At 72.3% G+C, this 15,521-nt stretch carries 15 protein-coding genes and 1 riboswitch; of the genes, 5 read left to right on the forward strand and 10 right to left on the reverse strand.

The window, feature by feature from the left end:
• Position 1 precedes the first annotated feature (1 nt).
• The 3 genes from BJ999_RS40270 to BJ999_RS40280 all read right to left on the reverse strand — a co-directional run bounded on the left by BJ999_RS40270 (position 2) and on the right by BJ999_RS40280 (position 3,923).
• A complete protein-coding gene (locus tag BJ999_RS40270; RefSeq protein ID WP_229810032.1) occupies positions 2-1,270 on the reverse strand; it encodes a cytochrome P450 in 1,269 nt (422 codons plus the stop codon).
• Between the two features lie 107 nt (positions 1,271-1,377).
• Positions 1,378-2,145 (reverse strand): crotonase/enoyl-CoA hydratase family protein, encoded by a 768-nt coding sequence (locus tag BJ999_RS40275; protein ID WP_179838081.1) that lies wholly within the window; start codon positions 2,143-2,145, stop codon positions 1,378-1,380.
• A 17-nt stretch (positions 2,146-2,162) separates the two neighbouring features.
• Complete coding sequence (locus BJ999_RS40280; RefSeq protein WP_179838082.1) at positions 2,163-3,923, reverse strand: acyl-CoA dehydrogenase family protein; 1,761 nt, start codon at positions 3,921-3,923, stop codon at positions 2,163-2,165.
• A 91-nt stretch (positions 3,924-4,014) separates the two neighbouring features.
• Here BJ999_RS40280 and BJ999_RS40285 point away from each other — a divergent pair, with 91 nt between their 5' ends.
• Together BJ999_RS40285 and BJ999_RS40290 are read left to right on the forward strand one after the other, a co-directional pair.
• Positions 4,015-4,746, forward strand: coding sequence for a PaaX family transcriptional regulator C-terminal domain-containing protein (locus tag BJ999_RS40285; protein WP_179838083.1), 732 nt, complete (start codon positions 4,015-4,017; stop codon positions 4,744-4,746).
• 7 nt (positions 4,747-4,753) lie between these two features.
• Positions 4,754-5,938 carry a hypothetical protein gene (locus BJ999_RS40290; RefSeq protein ID WP_179838084.1) on the forward strand — a complete coding sequence of 395 codons (1,185 nt, stop codon included), beginning with the start codon at positions 4,754-4,756 and terminating at the stop codon, positions 5,936-5,938.
• On the opposite strand, the gene BJ999_RS40295 is transcribed toward BJ999_RS40290, so the two are convergent.
• The 7 genes from BJ999_RS40295 to BJ999_RS40325 form a co-directional block, all read right to left on the reverse strand.
• Positions 5,907-6,737: a hypothetical protein gene (locus tag BJ999_RS40295; protein WP_179838085.1), complete on the reverse strand. Its 831-nt coding sequence runs from the start codon at positions 6,735-6,737 to the stop codon at positions 5,907-5,909. The two genes, BJ999_RS40290 and BJ999_RS40295, sit on opposite strands and share 32 nt — an antisense overlap.
• A 169-nt stretch (positions 6,738-6,906) precedes the next feature.
• Positions 6,907-8,031, reverse strand: coding sequence for a zinc-dependent alcohol dehydrogenase family protein (locus tag BJ999_RS40300; protein ID WP_179838086.1), 1,125 nt, complete (start codon positions 8,029-8,031; stop codon positions 6,907-6,909).
• Positions 8,028-8,444 (reverse strand): acyl-CoA thioesterase, encoded by a 417-nt coding sequence (locus tag BJ999_RS40305; protein WP_179838087.1) that lies wholly within the window; start codon positions 8,442-8,444, stop codon positions 8,028-8,030. Before BJ999_RS40305 ends, BJ999_RS40300 begins: the two co-directional genes overlap by 4 nt.
• Positions 8,445-8,691: 247 nt before the next feature.
• On the reverse strand, positions 8,692-9,318 hold the full coding sequence (locus tag BJ999_RS40310; protein WP_179838088.1) for a superoxide dismutase: 627 nt from the start codon (positions 9,316-9,318) through the stop codon (positions 8,692-8,694).
• 141 nt (positions 9,319-9,459) lie between these two features.
• Positions 9,460-9,618 (reverse strand): hypothetical protein, encoded by a 159-nt coding sequence (locus tag BJ999_RS40315; protein ID WP_179838089.1) that lies wholly within the window; start codon positions 9,616-9,618, stop codon positions 9,460-9,462.
• A 55-nt stretch (positions 9,619-9,673) separates the two neighbouring features.
• Positions 9,674-10,669, reverse strand: a complete 996-nt coding sequence (locus BJ999_RS40320; protein WP_179838090.1) for a ribonucleotide-diphosphate reductase subunit beta — start codon at positions 10,667-10,669, stop codon at positions 9,674-9,676.
• Positions 10,670-10,710: 41 nt separating this feature from the next.
• Positions 10,711-13,047 (reverse strand): ribonucleoside-diphosphate reductase subunit alpha, encoded by a 2,337-nt coding sequence (locus tag BJ999_RS40325; protein ID WP_229810033.1) that lies wholly within the window; start codon positions 13,045-13,047, stop codon positions 10,711-10,713.
• Between the two features lie 137 nt (positions 13,048-13,184).
• Positions 13,185-13,401, reverse strand: a riboswitch (cobalamin riboswitch).
• Between the two features lie 106 nt (positions 13,402-13,507).
• Here BJ999_RS40325 and BJ999_RS40330 point away from each other — a divergent pair.
• From BJ999_RS40330 to BJ999_RS40340, 3 genes are all read left to right on the forward strand, one after another.
• Positions 13,508-14,137 carry an MFS transporter gene (locus tag BJ999_RS40330; protein WP_179838092.1) on the forward strand — a complete coding sequence of 210 codons (630 nt, stop codon included), beginning with the start codon at positions 13,508-13,510 and terminating at the stop codon, positions 14,135-14,137.
• A gap of 76 nt (positions 14,138-14,213) precedes the next feature.
• A complete protein-coding gene (locus BJ999_RS40335) occupies positions 14,214-14,924 on the forward strand; it encodes a YcnI family copper-binding membrane protein (protein ID WP_179838093.1) in 711 nt (236 codons plus the stop codon).
• A complete protein-coding gene (locus BJ999_RS40340; protein ID WP_229810034.1) occupies positions 14,921-15,454 on the forward strand; it encodes a copper resistance CopC family protein in 534 nt (177 codons plus the stop codon). Before BJ999_RS40335 ends, BJ999_RS40340 begins: the two co-directional genes overlap by 4 nt.
• Positions 15,455-15,521: the final 67 nt, after the last annotated feature.

Raw genomic sequence — 15,521 nt, forward strand, 5'->3', positions numbered from 1 at the left:
CTTAGACGAGGGAGTAGCGGACGGGGAGGCGCTTGAGGCCGCCGACGAAGGTGGTGGCGATGCTCTCCGGCGCCCCGGCGAGCTCGATCGAGCCGAGGCGGGGCAGCAGTTCCTCGAAGAAGGCGCGGACCTCGATGCGGGCCAGGGCCGCGCCCAGGCAGTAGTGGACGCCGAAGCCGAACGCCAGGTGCTTGTTCGGGTCGCGCCCGACGTCGAAGCGGAACGGGTCGTCGAAGACCTCTTCGTCCCGGTTCGCGGACGGATAGGACAGCAGCACCGCCTCGCCCTGGCGGATCGTGACGCCGCGCAGGTCGTAGTCCTCGGTGGCGGTGCGCATGAACTCCTTCACCGGCGTCACCCAGCGGATCATCTCGTCCACGGCGAGCGGCATCAGCTCCGGCTTCTCGCGCAGCCGCTCGATCTGGTCGGGGTGCTCGATGAGCGCGTGCAGGCCGCCGGCGATCGTCGCGCTGGTGGTGTCGTGCCCGGCGGTCGCGACGATCACGTAGTAGGACGCGGTGTCGAAGTCGTTGAGCGGCTCGCCGTCGATGCGCGCGTTCGCGATGGCGGAGGCGAGGTCGTCGGTCGGGTGCCTGCGGCGCTCCTCCGTCAGGCCCTGGAAGTAGGCGAAGAAGTCCAGGAGGACCTGGAGCTTCTCCTCGTTGGTCGTGCCCCGCTGGAACTCGTCGTCGTCGCCGCCGAACAGTTCCTGGGTCAGCTTCAGCATGCGGTCGAAGTCGCTCTCCGGCAGGCCGAGCAGCGAAAGGATCACATACAGCGGGAAGTGGACGGCGACCTCCTGCGCGAAGTCGCACTCGCCGCCGAATTCGACCATCCGGTCGACGTACCGCTTCGCCAGCTCGCGGACGCGCGGCTCCAGAGCCCGCATCGCGCGCGGCCGGAACCAGTCCGCGCCGATCGCCCGGACGACCCGGTGGTCGGGGTCGTCCATGTGGACGAGCGTGCGCAGCGCGATGCCCTGCTCCGCGCGCTGCCGGTTGAGCGCGTCGAACTCGGCGGTGCCGAGCACCGGGCGCGGCGCGTTGAGGAAGAGCTGGTGGTTGCGCTCGATCTCCAGGACGTCCTCGTGCCTGGTGATCCCCCAGAAGGGCGTGTAGTCGGGGGCCTCCACCCGGTGCACCGGGGACTCGCGGCGGAGCAGCGCGAGGGACTCCTGGAACCGCCGGTCGTCGGCGTAGGCCTTCGGGTCGGCGAGCGCCAGGCCCGCCTCCTCCACGGTCAGCGTCATCGCTTCGCTCTCCTCGGTCACGGCGGCCGCCCCTCAGGAACCTACGGTCCCGAATTGCATTCGGTCAACGACCTACGGCTGATGTCGAACGGGGTCGTGCCGGCGGGCACGGGCGGCGGACGGCGGGCTCAGATGTCGGTGAAGTCGCCGTGCCGGCCGCGGCCGCTCGCGAACCGTCCGGCGCCCTTGATCGCATCCTCCATGGAGCCCAGGCCGTGGCGGTACTCGGCGGCGATCGCCTCGTCCTCGGCGAGGCCCTCCGCCTCCAGCGACGACAGCCGGTCGCCCCGCAGGCAGGTCTGCGGGAAACGGGCCAGCTCGGCCGCCAGCTCCTCGGCCGCCTCCCGCGCCTTCCCCAGCGGGACGAGCCGGTTGGCGAGGCCGATCTCGAACGCCTCCCGCCCGTCCACGGGCCGTCCGGTGAGGATCAGGTCCATGGCGCGGCTCGCGCCGATCAGCCGCGGGAGCCGGACCGTCCCGCCGTCGACCAGCGGGACGCCCCAGCGCCGGCAGTAGACCCCGAACGTGGCCGTCTCCTCCGCGACACGCAGATCGCACCACAGCGCCAGCTCCAGGCCCCCGGCGACGGCGTGGCCCGCGACCGCCGCGATGACCGGCTTCGACAGGCGCATCCGCGTGCAGCCGAGCGGCCCGTCGGCCGGGGGCGGGTCCAGGCGCGGGCCTCGGTCGGTGCCGACCGAGGTGAGGTCGGCGCCGGAGCAGAACGTCCCGCCCTCGCCCCACAGGACCGCGACGCTCGCGCCGTCGTCCGCGTCGAACGCGCGGAACGCGGCGGCCAGCTCGCGCGCCGTCGGCCCGTCCACGGCGTTGCGCGTCGCCGGGCGGGACATCACCACCGTGGTCACCGTGCCGTCCCGCTCGATCCGTACCGCCACGCGGCCTCCCCAGCTGGCTAGTCGTCGGTGAACGCGCCGTCCGCCAGGTCCTCGAAGCGTTCGAGGTCGTCCGCCGGGTCGTCGATGCCCCGCAGCGGACCGGGGTCGGCGAGGTGTCTCCGAGCGTAGAGGCGCGCGACCAGCGCCTTGCGGTCCTCGCCGGAATCGGCGCGCTCCCATCCGGCCTGCTCCAGCAGCAGCGCCGCCGCGTACACGTCGGCCATGTACTGGGCGAGCGGGTAGAGGCGGGCTTCGGCCAGGGTCCTGTCGAGCCCGCGCCACTTCTCGATGGCCTCGCGGAGATGCCCGATGCTCTGCCCGACCAGCGCGGCCGTCTCGTCGTCCCCGCTGGGCGCCTCCTGGAGGCCCTGGGCGAGCCGTTCGAGGAACGGCTCGTGCGCCTCCTGCCGCTCGATGGCGCGGCGGACGTCCAGGCACAGGATGTTGTCGCCGCCCTCCCAGATGGGGTTGACCTGGGCGTCCCGGAGGATTCGCGCGACCGGCCACTGCTCGATGTAGCCGTTCCCGCCGTGGATCTCGATGGCGTCGCTCGCGGCCGTCACGCCCAGCCGGGCGGCCCGCAGCTTGATGAGCGCGGCCCCCAGGCGCAGCCGGGGACGTCCCAGGTAGCCGTCGAACACGAGCGCCTGTACGGCCTCGGTCTCCACGATCAGCTCGGCGAGCTTGCGGCGCATGAGCGGCTGCGCCCCGAGCGACGCGCCGAACGCCTCACGCGCCCGCGCGTAGCAGAGCGACTCGACGAGGGCCCGCCGCGCGCAGCCGAGGCCCATCATGGAGATGCCGAGCCGGGCGCCGTTGGTCAGCTCCATCATGCGGGCCAGGCCCCTGCCGTCCCCGCCCTCTCCCGCGCTCGACGCCGGGGCCAGCAGGAACGCCTCGGCGTCGGTGAACTCGATCTCGGCCGACGCCACCGACCGCGTGCCGAGCTTGTCCTTGAGCCGCCGGATCCGGACGCCGTTGCGCGAGCCGTCCCGCCGCTCCCGCAGCACGAGGAACGGCGCGATGCCCCGGACCCCGTCCACGGCCCCCTCCGGCTTGGCCAGCACCACGAACGCCGAGCCGCCCGCGTTGGAGGCGAACCACTTGAACCCGTTGAGGCGCCAGGCGTCCCCCTCCCTGGACGCGGTCGACTCCAGCGCTCCGAGATCCGAGCCGCCCGACCGCTCGGTGAGCAACTGCGCGGCCTCGCCGGACATCTCCCCGGCCGCGAACAGTTCCCGCACCCGTGCCTTGACGTCGTCCGGCGCGAACATCTCCGTCAGCCCCACGACCATGTCGCCGCCGGTGCCGAGCGCGCACGCCATGCCGATGTCGGCCTGGTCGAGCAGGTAGCTCCAGGCCACGCCCATCGGCGCGGGGTCGACGCCGCCGCGCCTGGCCTCGGCCACGAAGTCGGGCCGGGTGAACGAGGTCGCCACGATGTCCCGGCGCGCCGCCTCGAACGAGGGCGGCATGACGACCTCGCTGATGTCGCGTCCCCACCGGTCGTACTTCTCCAGGCGCGGCGGGTTGCGGTCCGTCTCCTCGGCCCGCTCGGCGATCGGCCCGCCCATCAGCGCGCCCATCTCCCTGAGGCGGGGCTCGGCCCAGCCGAAACCGTCCCCCAGATGCCGCCGCATGAGGAACCGCAGTGTGGGGTCGCAGTCGTACCAGTTGCGGCCGGCCGCGCCCCGGTAGTGCTCGGTGGCGTAGCGGCGCGCCTTCTCCGCGCCCCCGAACGGCAACCGGTCGAACGACTCGATGAGGTAAGACGCCATGACCCGACATTACACTTATAGCTCACGCGACAAAAAGACTGTAATCTGAGGATGAGGCCACCCTCCCTCCCGGGTAGGGTCACCACCAGCCATGGACAGCCTGGAGATTCGCCCGCTCACCGCTCGGTCCGTCGTCCTGAGCACGCTGCTGGGCGTCCACCCGCCCCGCCTCCCGGCCCGCTACCTCGTCCGCGTCGGCGACCTCTTCGGCATCGCGGAGGGGACGATCCGGGTGGCCCTCTCGCGCATGGTCGCCGCCGGCGACCTCGTCCAGGCCGGCGGGACGTACGCCCTCACCGAGCGCCTCCTCGCCCGCCAGGCCCGCCAGGACGAGGCCCGCCTCCCCCCGACCCGGCCGTGGGACGGCGCCTGGGAGATCGCCGTCATCACCGCCGAGCGCCGTCCCGCCGCCGACCGTGCGGCGCTGCGCCAGGCCATGTCGACGCTGCGGCTCGCCGAGCTGCGGGAGGGCACCTGGCTGCGCCCGGCGAACCTGACGCGCCCGCGGCCCGAGCCCGTCGTCCGCCAGTGCACCTTCCTCACGGGCCGCCCCGAGGACGACCCCGCCGCCCTGGCCGCCTCCCTCTGGGACCTGGACGCCTGGACGGCCAAGGCCGACGCCCTGCGCACCGCCCTGGCCGGGGCGACCGCGATCGCCGAGCGCTTCACCTACGCGGCGGCCATCCTGCGCCACCTCCTGAACGATCCGCTCCTCCCCCCGTCACTGCTGCCCGCCGACTGGCCAGGGCCCGACCTGCGCACGCGCTACGAGGTCTTCGAGGCCGACTTCGAGCAACTCCTCACCACCCACGTCCTCGCCTGAGGCCGGCGTGAAACGCTCCTGGAGCATCGCGGCGGCGGTCTGCGCCGCGGTGTGCTTATCGATCACGCAAGCGGACACGGCCGCGCACATCCCGCCGCGCCTGACCGCCTTCCGCTACGGCGACAATCCCGTTTTCCGGGTCTTCTCCTTCTTCGCGCCCATGACGCCGAACGACGCCGTCGGCCCCCATCTGGCACCGTGGATCTGGCCGCTTCGACTGGGCGTCTACCTGCTGACCGCCGCGCTCGTCTATCTCACCGCCCGCTCCGTCACGGCCAGGACGAGTCTCGTCAACGCCCTCCTTCGCTGGACGAGCGTGGTGATGCTGGCCTTCGGAGCCGGCGAGGTGGCGGCGCTGACGATCGTGATCCTCTCCGGGGCGGACCACGTGTCAGGCGTTTCGCCGGCGATCCGTATCGACACGCGGTGGGACCGCCACTTCTGGTCTTCCGACGGGATGTTCGCCGGTGTCGGCATGTCGCTGTGGATCGGGCTCCCGCTGATCGGCCTCTACACGGCCCACCGCGTCTGGAGGGCGAGGCTGCCCGGCGACCCCCCCGGCGTGCTCACGAGAGCCGTGGGCGACCTGCCGGGACGGGCGCGCCACGTCGCCACCGTCGGCGTCATTCCCGCGGTGTGCCTGGCCCTTGTCGGCGGCGCCACGCCATTCGTCTCCCCCGGCGATGGCCGGATCTCGCTGCCCAAGGCACTGTCGAACATCTCGCTCTATCCGAGACTGCGGCCGAAGCCACCGCCGAATGTGGTCGACGACTGGCTCCCCCCCAAGGACGGCGAAAAATTGATGCTCTATTCCGGCATCAGCGAGAGTTGGCCTGTGTCGACCGCCGTGGCGCTCGTTTTCCTCGTGCTGCTGTGGCTGATGCTGTGGAAGGTCGTCTCGGCACTGGAACCAGGGGCGCGCCGCGGCACCCTGTACGCGTTCCTCTTCGGCTGGTCGGTCATCGTTCTCACCGGCGCGCTGACCGCGATCTTCCATGCGGCGCTGTCCCGTCTGACGAATGACGGCATCGGTTTCGGGACGCAGGTGACGCTCATCCTGCCCTTCGCGATGCGGTTCGGCGTCGTCTGGGGCTGGCTCGTCGGGCTGGCCGTCGCCTTCTCCTGCCGGAGGAGCGGGCGCCCGGCCTTGGTGGCCGCGCCTACGGACACTCCAGCCGGGACGACGCCTTGAGAAGCCCGGCGTACTTGGACGCCGACACCTTCGTGTAGTGCTGCCTCGCGCACGTCAAACCGTCCAGGAACACCGCCTGGTACCGCGCGACATCGGGAAGGGTGCCGGTGAGCGCGAACAGCCGGTTCCCCGGTGCTCTGATCGACATCCCGTGGCGCCCACCGCCCGCGATGTAGTCGACCTGCACGCTCCACTGGCAGTACGGCCCCTCCCGCCCCGTGGACTTGTCGGGGTGCCCGATGCTCGCCACGATCGCGAGCGTCTCCTTCCTGCCCTTCTCCAGGGTCACCCGCTGCGCCTTGGACCCGACGAAGAACGGGGAGAGCCTCCCGCCCTCGTTCCGCTGGAAGACCGGGCGCGGGCGGGGGCCGTCGATCACGAGGTAGAGCGCGATCTTGTCCCCTCCTCCCGCGGCCTGGTTCGTGACGAGCGCGCCCGACGGCGCCGGACCGCACCGCGGGGCCGCCAGCACCGGGCGGACGTCCACGATCTCCACGTCCTCGTTCCGCCGGGTCTCGACGGTGATCTCCCAGCGGGACGAGCCGACGTCGATCGCGCCGTGCGCGGCGAGCCATTCCTCGTCCAGCGAGTCGGGCGGCGCGTCGCGGGCGGAGAGCGCGTTTCCGCCGCCCTTCGGCGCCGGCACGAGGATGTCGTTGCCGGTGTCGAGGTCGTGGTGGATGTCGACGACCCGGATGGCGTCGCCCGCGGACACCGAATCGGCGACCTCACCGGGCGTCAGCCACCCCTCGGCCACCGCCCGGAGCGTGTCCTGGAAATAGGCCGTGGTCACCGCCATGGCGAGGACGACCAACCAGGCGAACGGCCGCTGATGCCAGGGTCTTCGCGAGGGACGCCTATGCGCGCTCTTCGGCTGCCTGCGTGAACGCCCCGGCCGAGTGCTCATTCATGCCCGCATCGCTCGCCCACAATGGTGAATTAAGACGATAGCACGCAATTTCGTTCATTCAAGGAAATGTAATCAGCTGGCGGACGGCCTCGGCGGTGTGGAGACGGTCGAAACCCGTGTTGATCTTGTCGAGCGGGAGACGGCCGCTCAGGAGGGCGTCCACGGGGAGGGCGCCGTCGCGGTACAGGGCGATGAAGCGGGGGACGTCCCGCCGGGGGACGCAGGAACCGAGGTAGCTGCCGCGCAGGGTCCGCTCCTCGGAGACGAGGCTGAGAGCGGGCAGGGTCAGCGGCGCGCCGGGGGCGGGGAGGCCGACGGTGACGGTCGTGCCGCCGGGGCGGGTGGCGGCGTAGGCCTGTTCGAGGACCGCGACGACGCCCGTCGTGTCGACGACCTTCTCCGCGCCGCCGGACGTCAGGTCGCGGATCGCCTCGACGGCGTCCGGGCCGCCCGCGACGGGACGGGCGCCGAGGCGCTCGGCGAGGTCGCGCTTGGAGGCGACGACGTCCACGGCGAGGACGGTGGAGGCTCCGGCGGCCTTGGCGGCGAGGACGGCGGACAGGCCGACGCCGCCGAGGCCGAACACGGCGACGGTGTCGCCCGGCGCGACGGCGGCGCTGTGGAGGGCGGCGCCGGCGCCGGTGAGGACCGCGCAGCCGAACAGCGCGGCGACGTCGAAGGGCAGGTCGCGGTCGATCTTCACGGCGGAGCGGGACGAGACGACGGTGTACTCGGAGAACGCCGAGACGCCGAGGTGGTGGTGCGGGCGCGTGCCGTCCGGGGCGCGGAACCGCCGGCCGCCGCCGAGCAGGGTCCCGGCGCCGTTGGCCTGGGCGCCCGGCCCGCAGAGGGCGGGACGTCCGGCGACGCAGCGCTCGCAGTGCCCGCACGCCGGGACGAACGCGAGCACGACGTGGTCGCCGGGCGCGAACTCGGTGCCCGGCCCGGTCTCCACGACCTCGCCCGCGGCCTCGTGCCCGAGGGCCATCGGCAGGGGCCGCGGCCGGGACCCGTTGATGACGGACAGGTCGGAGTGGCAGAGACCGGCGGCGCCGATCCGGACCAGGAGCTCGCCCTGGCCGGGCGGGTCGAGGCGCAGGTCGGCGATCTCCAGGGGGCGGGACGCGGCGTACGGGGCGGGACGGCCCGACTCGACGAGGACTGCGGCGCGGGTGGCGGTCATGCTGCCAGCAGCTTCTGCATCTCGGAGCGGACCGTTCCGGTGATCTCGACCGGGCGGCGGGTGTCCCGGTCGACGAAGACGTGCACGAAGTGGCCCTCGGCGATGAGCGCGCCGTCCGACCCCCGCAGCATGCCGATCTCCCAGCGGACGCTGGAGCGGCCCAGCTTGCCGACGCGGAGCCCGACGCGGATCGTGTCGGGGAAGGCCGCCTCGGCCTTGTACTCGCAGTGGGACTCGACGCAGAGCGCGATCGAGCCGGAGGCCGCGGGGTCGAAGCCGGCGGTCCGGATCATCCACTCATTGATGACGGTGTCCATCAGCGAGTAGTGGACGACGTTGTTGACGTGCCCGTAGACGTCGTTGTCCTTCCACCGCGTCGGGACGTTCTCCCAGTACAGGTACTCGCCGGTCATGAGGAGCAGACTAGGGGCGGGGCAGCGGTGGCGCCGCACCGCCCTGGCACAACGGTGACCGTGCAAAATCTCGGCCGGGTGCTTGAGGGCGCACGCCCAACCCGCTCGTGCCGAGCAGGTCGTGCCGAGCGGGTCGCGCGGCCGGCAAGGCGGAAGCGGCGTTCACCAGGCCGCGAGGAAAGGTTCTGAGCACGATCCCGGCCAGGTGAACGCCGCCCCCTCAGCGGCGCCGCGCGGACGCCGCCGTCTATCGGGAGGAGCCCGTGCGGACCGCGTCGAAACGGGCCGCGTCGAAGCGGGCCTTCACGTCCGTCCAGTTCACGAGCGACCAGAGCTTCTCCACGTAGTCCGGGCGGACGTTGCGGTACTGCAGGTAGTAGGCGTGCTCCCAGGCGTCGAACACCAGCAGCGGCGTCGTGTTCATGCCGATGTTGCCGTGGTGGTCGTAGACCTGCTCGACGACGAGGCGCTCGCCGAGGGGCTCCCATGCGAGGACGCCCCAGCCGGAGCCCTGCACGGTGGAGGTCGCCGCCGTGAGCTGCTTCTGGAACGCCTCGAACGCGCCGAAATGCTCGTCGATGGCCGCCGCCAGTTCGCCGTCCGGGCGGTCGCCGCCGTCCGGCGACAGGTTGTCCCAGAAGATCGAGTGCAGCACGTGGCCGGAGAGGTTGAACGCGAACGTCTTCTCCAGGCCGACCAGCCCGCCGTACTGCTCCTTGTCGCGCGCCTCGGCGAGCTTCTCCAGCGTGTCGTTGGCCCCCTTGACGTAGGCGGCGTGGTGCCGGGAGTGGTGCAGCTCCAGGATCTCGCCGGTGATCGCCGGCTCCAGTGCGGCGTAGTCGTAGGGCAGGTCGGGAAGCGTGTAGTCGGCCATGAGGCCACTATTGCAAATGAGTCGCAGTTACGTCCAATGTGCAACACGGACCGGACCCGCCCCCGGTTGCGGGGACGGGTCCGGTCTCGGTGCGGGTCGGGATCTCGGGTGCGGTGGGCTCGGTCGGGGCGCGGTCGGGGGTCAGTGGCGGCGGCGCCCGCCGCCGCGTCCGCGCGACAGCAGTCCTCGGATCTTCGCCTGGGTGCGCGGGTCCCGGGCGAGCCGTTCCGCCCGGGCACGCGCCTTGCGGCCCTGCGGGCTCCGGGCGAACCGCATGATGCGGTCGATGACGGAAGGCATGTTCTTCCTCCTCGGCCTTGTCTTCACGGTTCAACGACTGCCCGTTCCGAAAGGTTCAGAACGCCTCGTCGAGCGCGACGGTCCCCTCGACGCCGATCTGGTAGGCCGAAACGCGGCGCTCGAAGAAGTTGGACAGCTCCTGGACGTCCTGCAACTCCATGAACGCGAACGGGTTGGCGGTGCCGTAGCGGGCGGGCAGGCCGAGCCGGACGAGCCGCTGGTCCGCGACGTACTCGAGGTAGGCGCGCATGTCGTCCGCGCTCATGCCGGGCAGGCCGTCCCCGCACAGGTCGCGGGCGAACGCCAGCTCCGCCTGGACGGCCTCCTCGATCATCGTGGTGACCTGGGCCGTCAGCTCCGCGTCGAACAGGCCGGGTTCCTCCGCCCGGACGGTGTCGACCACGGAGAACGCGAACTCCATGTGCATTGACTCGTCCCGGAAGACCCAGTTCGTCCCGGACGCGAGGCCGTTCAGCAGGCCGCGCGACCGGAGCCAGTACACGTAGGCGAACGCGCCGTAGAAGAACAGCCCCTCGATGCAGGCCGCGAAGCAGATGAGGTTCAGCAGGAACGCCCTGCGGTCGGCGGCGCCGCGGAGCTCGTCCAGGGAGCCGAGCGAGTCGATCCAGCGGAAGCAGAACTCCGCCTTGGCCCGGATGGACGGGATGTGCTCGATCGCCGCGAACGCCTTGACGCGCTCGTCCTGATCGGGCAGGTAGGTGTCCAGGAGGGTCAGATAAAACTGTACGTGCACGGCCTCCTCATATAGCTGCCGCGACAGGTAGAGCCGGGCCTCCGGCGCGTTCACGTGTTTGTAGAGGTTGAGCACGAGGTTGTTCGCCACGATCGAGTCGCCGGTGGCGAAGAACGCGACGAGCCGGTTGACGAGGTGCAGCTCGGCGGGCGTGAGCCGCGCGAGGTCCGCCATGTCGGAGGCGAGGTCGACCTCCTCGACCGTCCAGGTGTTGCGGATCGCGGCCCGGTACCGCTCGTAGAAGTCCGGGTAGCGCATCGGCCGCAGCGTCAGGTCCATGCCGGGATCGAGGAGCATGCCCCGCCTTTCCTCTCCCCTGTGCCCTTCGTCTCGCACGGTCACTGGCACGCCTCGCAGGTCTCGGGGTTCTCCAGGGAGCAGACGGCCGCGGCGACGGTCGTCTGCGCGATCCGCGTCGCCGGACGGGACCGCAGGTAGTACGTCGTCTTGAGCCCGGCCCGCCACGCGTAGGCGTACATCGAGGAGAGCTTGCCGATCGTCGGCGTCTCCATGAACAGGTTCAGCGACTGCGACTGGTCGATGTAGGGGGTGCGGGCGGCGGCGAGGTCGATGAGCGCCTTCTGCGGCAGTTCCCAGGCCGTCCGGTAGAGCGACAGCATCTCCTCCGGCAGGTCGACGAGCCCCTGGACGGACCCGTTCGCCTTCTTGACCGCCTCGCGGACGGCCGGCGTCCACAGCCCGAGCGACTTCAGGTCCTCCACCAGGTAGCGGTTGATCTGGAGGAACTCGCCGGACAGCGTCTCGCGCTTGAACAGGTTGGACACCTGCGGCTCGATGCACTCGTAGCAGCCGGCGATGGAGGCGATCGTCGCGGTCGGCGCGATCGCGACGAGCAGCGAGTTGCGCAGGCCGACCTCGGCGACGCGGGCGCGGAGCGCGTCCCAGTCGGCGGGACGGGACGGCGCCGCGTCCGGGAAGTGGTCCAGGTGGAGCAGGCCGCGCGCGGTGCGGGTCGCGGCATAGGCGGGCAGCGGACCGTGGGCGGCGGCGAGGTCGGCCGACGCGTTGTAGGCGGCCAGCGCGATCTCCTCGGCGACGCGGGTCGACAGCTCGCGCGCCTCGTCGGAGTCGAACGGCAGGCGCAGCGTGAAGAACACGTCCGCGAGGCCCATCACGCCCAGCCCGACCGGGCGCCACTTGCGGTTGGCCGTCTCCGCCTCGGGCGTGGGGTAGAAGCCCCGGTCGATGGTGCGGTCCAGGAACCGGACCGCGGTGCGGACCGTCGACCGGAGCCGCTCCCAGTCGACGCCGGACGGCCCCACGTGCGCGGCCAGGTTCACCGATCCGAGGTTGCAGACGGCCGCCTCGCCGTCGCCCGTCACCTCCAGGATCTCCGTGCAGAGGTTGGACAGGTGGACGACCTTGCCCGGCTCGGCGGTCTGGTTGCAGGCGCGGTTGGCGGCGTCCTTGAACGTCATCCAGCCGTTGCCCGTCTCGGCGAGCGTCCGCATCATGCGTCCATACAGCTTGCGGGCCGGGACCTGGCGGACGAACCGTCCCTCCCGCTCCGCCGCCCGGTAGGCCTCGTCGAACTCGTCGCCCCACAGGTCGACCAGCTCGGGGACCTCCTTGGGGTCGAACAGCGACCACGCCGCGTCGGCCTCGACGCGGCGCATGAACTCGTCCGGGATCCAGTTGGCCAGGTTGAGGTTGTGGGCGCGGCGCGCGTCCTCGCCGGTGTTGTCGCGCAGCTCCAGGAACTCCTCGACGTCGGCGTGCCACGGCTCCAGGTACACGCACGCCGCGCCCTTGCGGCGGCCGCCCTGGTTGACGGCGGCGACGGACGAGTCGAGCGTGCGCAGCCACGGGACGATCCCGTTGGAGTGCCCGTTCGTGCCCCGGATCAGCGAGCCCCGCGACCGCACCCGCGACCAGGAGATGCCGATGCCGCCCGCGTACTTGCTGAGCCGCGCGACCTGGCCGTACCGGTCGTAGATGGACTCCAGCTCGTCGCGCGGCGAGTCGAGCAGGAAGCACGACGAGAGCTGCGGGCGGCGGGCCCCGGAGTTGAAGAGCGTGGGCGAGCTGGGCAGGTACGACAGGGTGCTGAGCAGCGCGTACAGCTCGGCGGCCTCGTCCACGGTCGCGGTGTCGCCCGTGGGGGGTCGACCCTCGGCACCTTCCGGCCCGCCATCGTCGGGGAATTCGCCGGGGAAGACGAGGCCGCAGGCCACCCGGAGGAAGAAGTGCTGCGGCCGTTCCAGGACGAGCCGCGACCGCGGATGCCTGAGCAGGTACCGGTCGTAGACCGTCCGGAGCCCGAAGTACTCGAAGCGGTCGTCGGCCCCTTCGTCGATGAGCGCGTCGAGGGCCACCGCGTTGGCGGCGACGAAGGCGGCCAGGTCGTCCGCCAGGAGGCCCTCCCGGTGCGCGGCGGCGACGGACTCGGCGAACGTCCGGACGCCGGCGGCCGCGGCCTCGTCCCGGATCCGGCCGCCGAGCAGCCGCGCCGCGGCCTTGGAGTACCCGGGATCGGCGGGGATGAGCGCGGCGGCCTCCCCGATCACGAGGTCCCGCAGGGCCGCCGCGTCCAGCCCGTCCGCGGACCGGACCGCGGCCAGCACCCGTCCGGCCTCGGCGCCCGGTACCCCCTCGCAGGCCGCCTCGACCTCGATGGCGATCTCCGCCGGCGGCGCGGCCAGAACCTGTGTCACGTGCATCTCCCCTCGCATGCCGCCTCGCGGAGGCATGCGAACGGCGCGCGGCGGTCGGCCGCGCTCCGTCCCCGGCCCACCCGCGAGGCCTGGACGTGTCGATCCGGGACGGACCCGGAACCCAGATGAGGCCGGTCTCCCGGTCTCGCGTGCGGGCAGGTCTTCGGACTCGCGGGCGCCGCCTCTTCCGAGGCGTCCTACTGGCCGTCGCTTCCCGGGCCGCCGGGCCCAGTGCTCGATGACGGCGGTCGTTCCCGCTCACCGCTGCGGGGCAGTCCCGGATTCCCACCGGGTTCCCTCTCACGCCGCCCCCGCCGCGAGCGGCGGGGGCGGACCAGCACGGGACTGAACCCTACATCTAGTCGACGATCAACGCACAACCCCAAGATGTTGGGCGTGTCAGCGGATGTTCGGGGGCGGCTGGGCAGAGCGCGCCGCGGATGGGACGATGGGGGCCGTCATGAGCCCCCATGCGCCGCAGCCGCTGTTCCGGCCCGCCCGCGCGGTGGTGTTCGCCACCGTGTGCGCGACGCTGGCGTCCCTCGGGCACGTCCTGGCGGGCGGCGCGGCGGTGCCGGCCTGGGCGGCGCTCACGGGCTTCGGCGCCGTCCTCGGCGTGACGCTGATGCTGGCGGGCCATGAGCGCTCGCTCGCGACGATCCTGGGCGGGCTCCTCGGCGGGCAGTTCGCCCTGCACACGCTGTTCACCGCGGCGACCGCGTCCCACCACACGCCCGAGGCGCACGCCGCCATGACCGGCGCCGTGGAACCCGTCGCGGTCCCCGCCGCCCACGGCGGCAACGGCCTGGTGATGACGCTCGCGCACTGCACGGCCGCGCTGGTGGCCGCGTGGTGGCTGCGGCGCGGCGAGCGGGCCGCGTGGTCGCTCGCCCGGCGGATCGCCGCCCTCGCGGACCGTCCGATCCGGCTGCTACTGGCCCTGCTCGCCGTGGAGCCGGCCGAGCCTCCGGCCCGCCCCCTTCGGACGGTGCCCGCGGCGGCCGCCGTCACGGCCACCGGACGCGCCCTGCGGCACCAGGTCGTCCGGCGGGGTCCGCCGCGGCGTTCGAGGGCGCTCGCTCACTCCTGAGCCGGAGCGCCGTACGTCACCGGACGCCGGTTCTCGGCGCCCGGCCATTCCCGTACGTCTCGAACGGAGTTCCGCAATGCGCTTCCTTCCGCATGCCCGGCGCGCCGGCGCCGTCGCGTCCCTCGCCTCCCTGTCCGTGATCGGCCTGGCCGCGGCGGCGTCCGCGCACGTCACGGTCAACCCCAGGACCGCCGAGCAGGGCTCGTACTCCAAGGTCTCGTTCCGCGTGCCGAACGAGCGCGACGACGCCTCCACCACCAAGCTCGTGGTGAACCTGCCGACCGACCACCCGCTGTCGTCGGTGTCGGTCCGGCCGCTGCCCGGCTGGACGGTGAAGGTGGACAAGTCGAGGCTGCCGAAGCCGGTGAAGACCGAGGGCGGCGAGCTGACCGAGGCCGTCACGAAGATCACCTGGAGCGGCGGCAAGATCGAGCCGGGCCGGTTCGAGGAGTTCGACGTCTCGATGGGGCCGCTGCCCACCGACACCGACCAGCTCGTGTTCACGGCCGACCAGACGTACTCCGGCGGCGAGGTCGTCAAGTGGGAGGAGCCCCCGGCCGAAGGGGCCGACGAGCCGGAGCACCCCTCGCCGGTGCTGAAGCTCCTCCCCCAGGGCTCGACGGCGACGACCGGCATGACCGCGCAGGTGAAGCCCGCCGCCGCGACGTCGTCCGCGTCGCCTGACGACGGGACGGCCCGGCTGCTCGGCGGCATCGGCATCGCCGTCGGCGTGGTCGGCATCGCGGTCGGCGCCTACGGCGCGACCCGGGCGCGGAGCCGGGCATGACCCGGGCGGCGCTGCGCGGGGCCGCCGGTGCCGCGGCGCTCGCGGCCGTCCTGGCGACGACCGCGGTCCCGGCGTCGGCGCACACGACGCTGACGTCGGCGAGCCCGGCGAAGGACTCGACGGTCGCGGCCCCGTCCCAGATCGTCCTGACGTACGCCGACCCGGTACGGCTGCCGCGCGTGGTCGTGACCGACGGGTCGCGCAAGCAGTACCAGGCCGGGTCGGCGCAGGCGGTCGACAACAAGGTCACCCAGGCCGTCGGCGGCACGCTGCCCGACGGGAAGTACACCGTGGGGTGGCGCGTCGTCGCGTCGGACGGCCATCCGGTCGAGGGCACCTTCACGTTCACCGTGCAGGGCTCGTCCGGGGCCGCCCAGCCCCCCGCACCCTCCCCGGTCCGGACGAACCTCGTCTCCACCGGGGATTCCGGGGGCTCGTCGGGCTGGCTCTGGATCGGCCTGATCGCCCTGGTCCTCGCGGCCGCGGCGGGCGCCGTCGCCTGGTTCCGCCGCTCGCCCACCCAGGATTGATCTTTTCGCTTCCGGTCGGATGATTACAGGATTACAGTGATAATCCGACCGGAAGCAGCCTGGGGGC

Origin of the sequence: Actinomadura citrea (genome assembly GCF_013409045.1) — a bacterium.
Lineage (GTDB): Bacteria > Actinomycetota > Actinomycetes > Streptosporangiales > Streptosporangiaceae > Spirillospora > Spirillospora citrea.

Coding starts and splice junctions, on each gene's coding strand:
- BJ999_RS40280 (WP_179838082.1), bottom strand. CDS start 3,923: ATGGCGTCTTACCTCATCGAGTCGTTCGACCGGTTGCCGTTCGGGGGC.
- BJ999_RS40285 (WP_179838083.1), top strand. CDS start 4,015: ATGGACAGCCTGGAGATTCGCCCGCTCACCGCTCGGTCCGTCGTCCTG.
- BJ999_RS40295 (WP_179838085.1), bottom strand. CDS start 6,737: ATGGCGGTGACCACGGCCTATTTCCAGGACACGCTCCGGGCGGTGGCC.
- BJ999_RS40300 (WP_179838086.1), bottom strand. CDS start 8,031: ATGACCGCCACCCGCGCCGCAGTCCTCGTCGAGTCGGGCCGTCCCGCC.
- BJ999_RS40305 (WP_179838087.1), bottom strand. CDS start 8,444: ATGACCGGCGAGTACCTGTACTGGGAGAACGTCCCGACGCGGTGGAAG.
- BJ999_RS40310 (WP_179838088.1), bottom strand. CDS start 9,318: ATGGCCGACTACACGCTTCCCGACCTGCCCTACGACTACGCCGCACTG.
- BJ999_RS40315 (WP_179838089.1), bottom strand. CDS start 9,618: ATGCCTTCCGTCATCGACCGCATCATGCGGTTCGCCCGGAGCCCGCAG.
- BJ999_RS40320 (WP_179838090.1), bottom strand. CDS start 10,669: ATGCTCCTCGATCCCGGCATGGACCTGACGCTGCGGCCGATGCGCTAC.
- BJ999_RS40330 (WP_179838092.1), top strand. CDS start 13,508: ATGAGCCCCCATGCGCCGCAGCCGCTGTTCCGGCCCGCCCGCGCGGTG.
- BJ999_RS40335 (WP_179838093.1), top strand. CDS start 14,214: ATGCGCTTCCTTCCGCATGCCCGGCGCGCCGGCGCCGTCGCGTCCCTC.
- BJ999_RS40340 (WP_229810034.1), top strand. CDS start 14,921: ATGACCCGGGCGGCGCTGCGCGGGGCCGCCGGTGCCGCGGCGCTCGCG.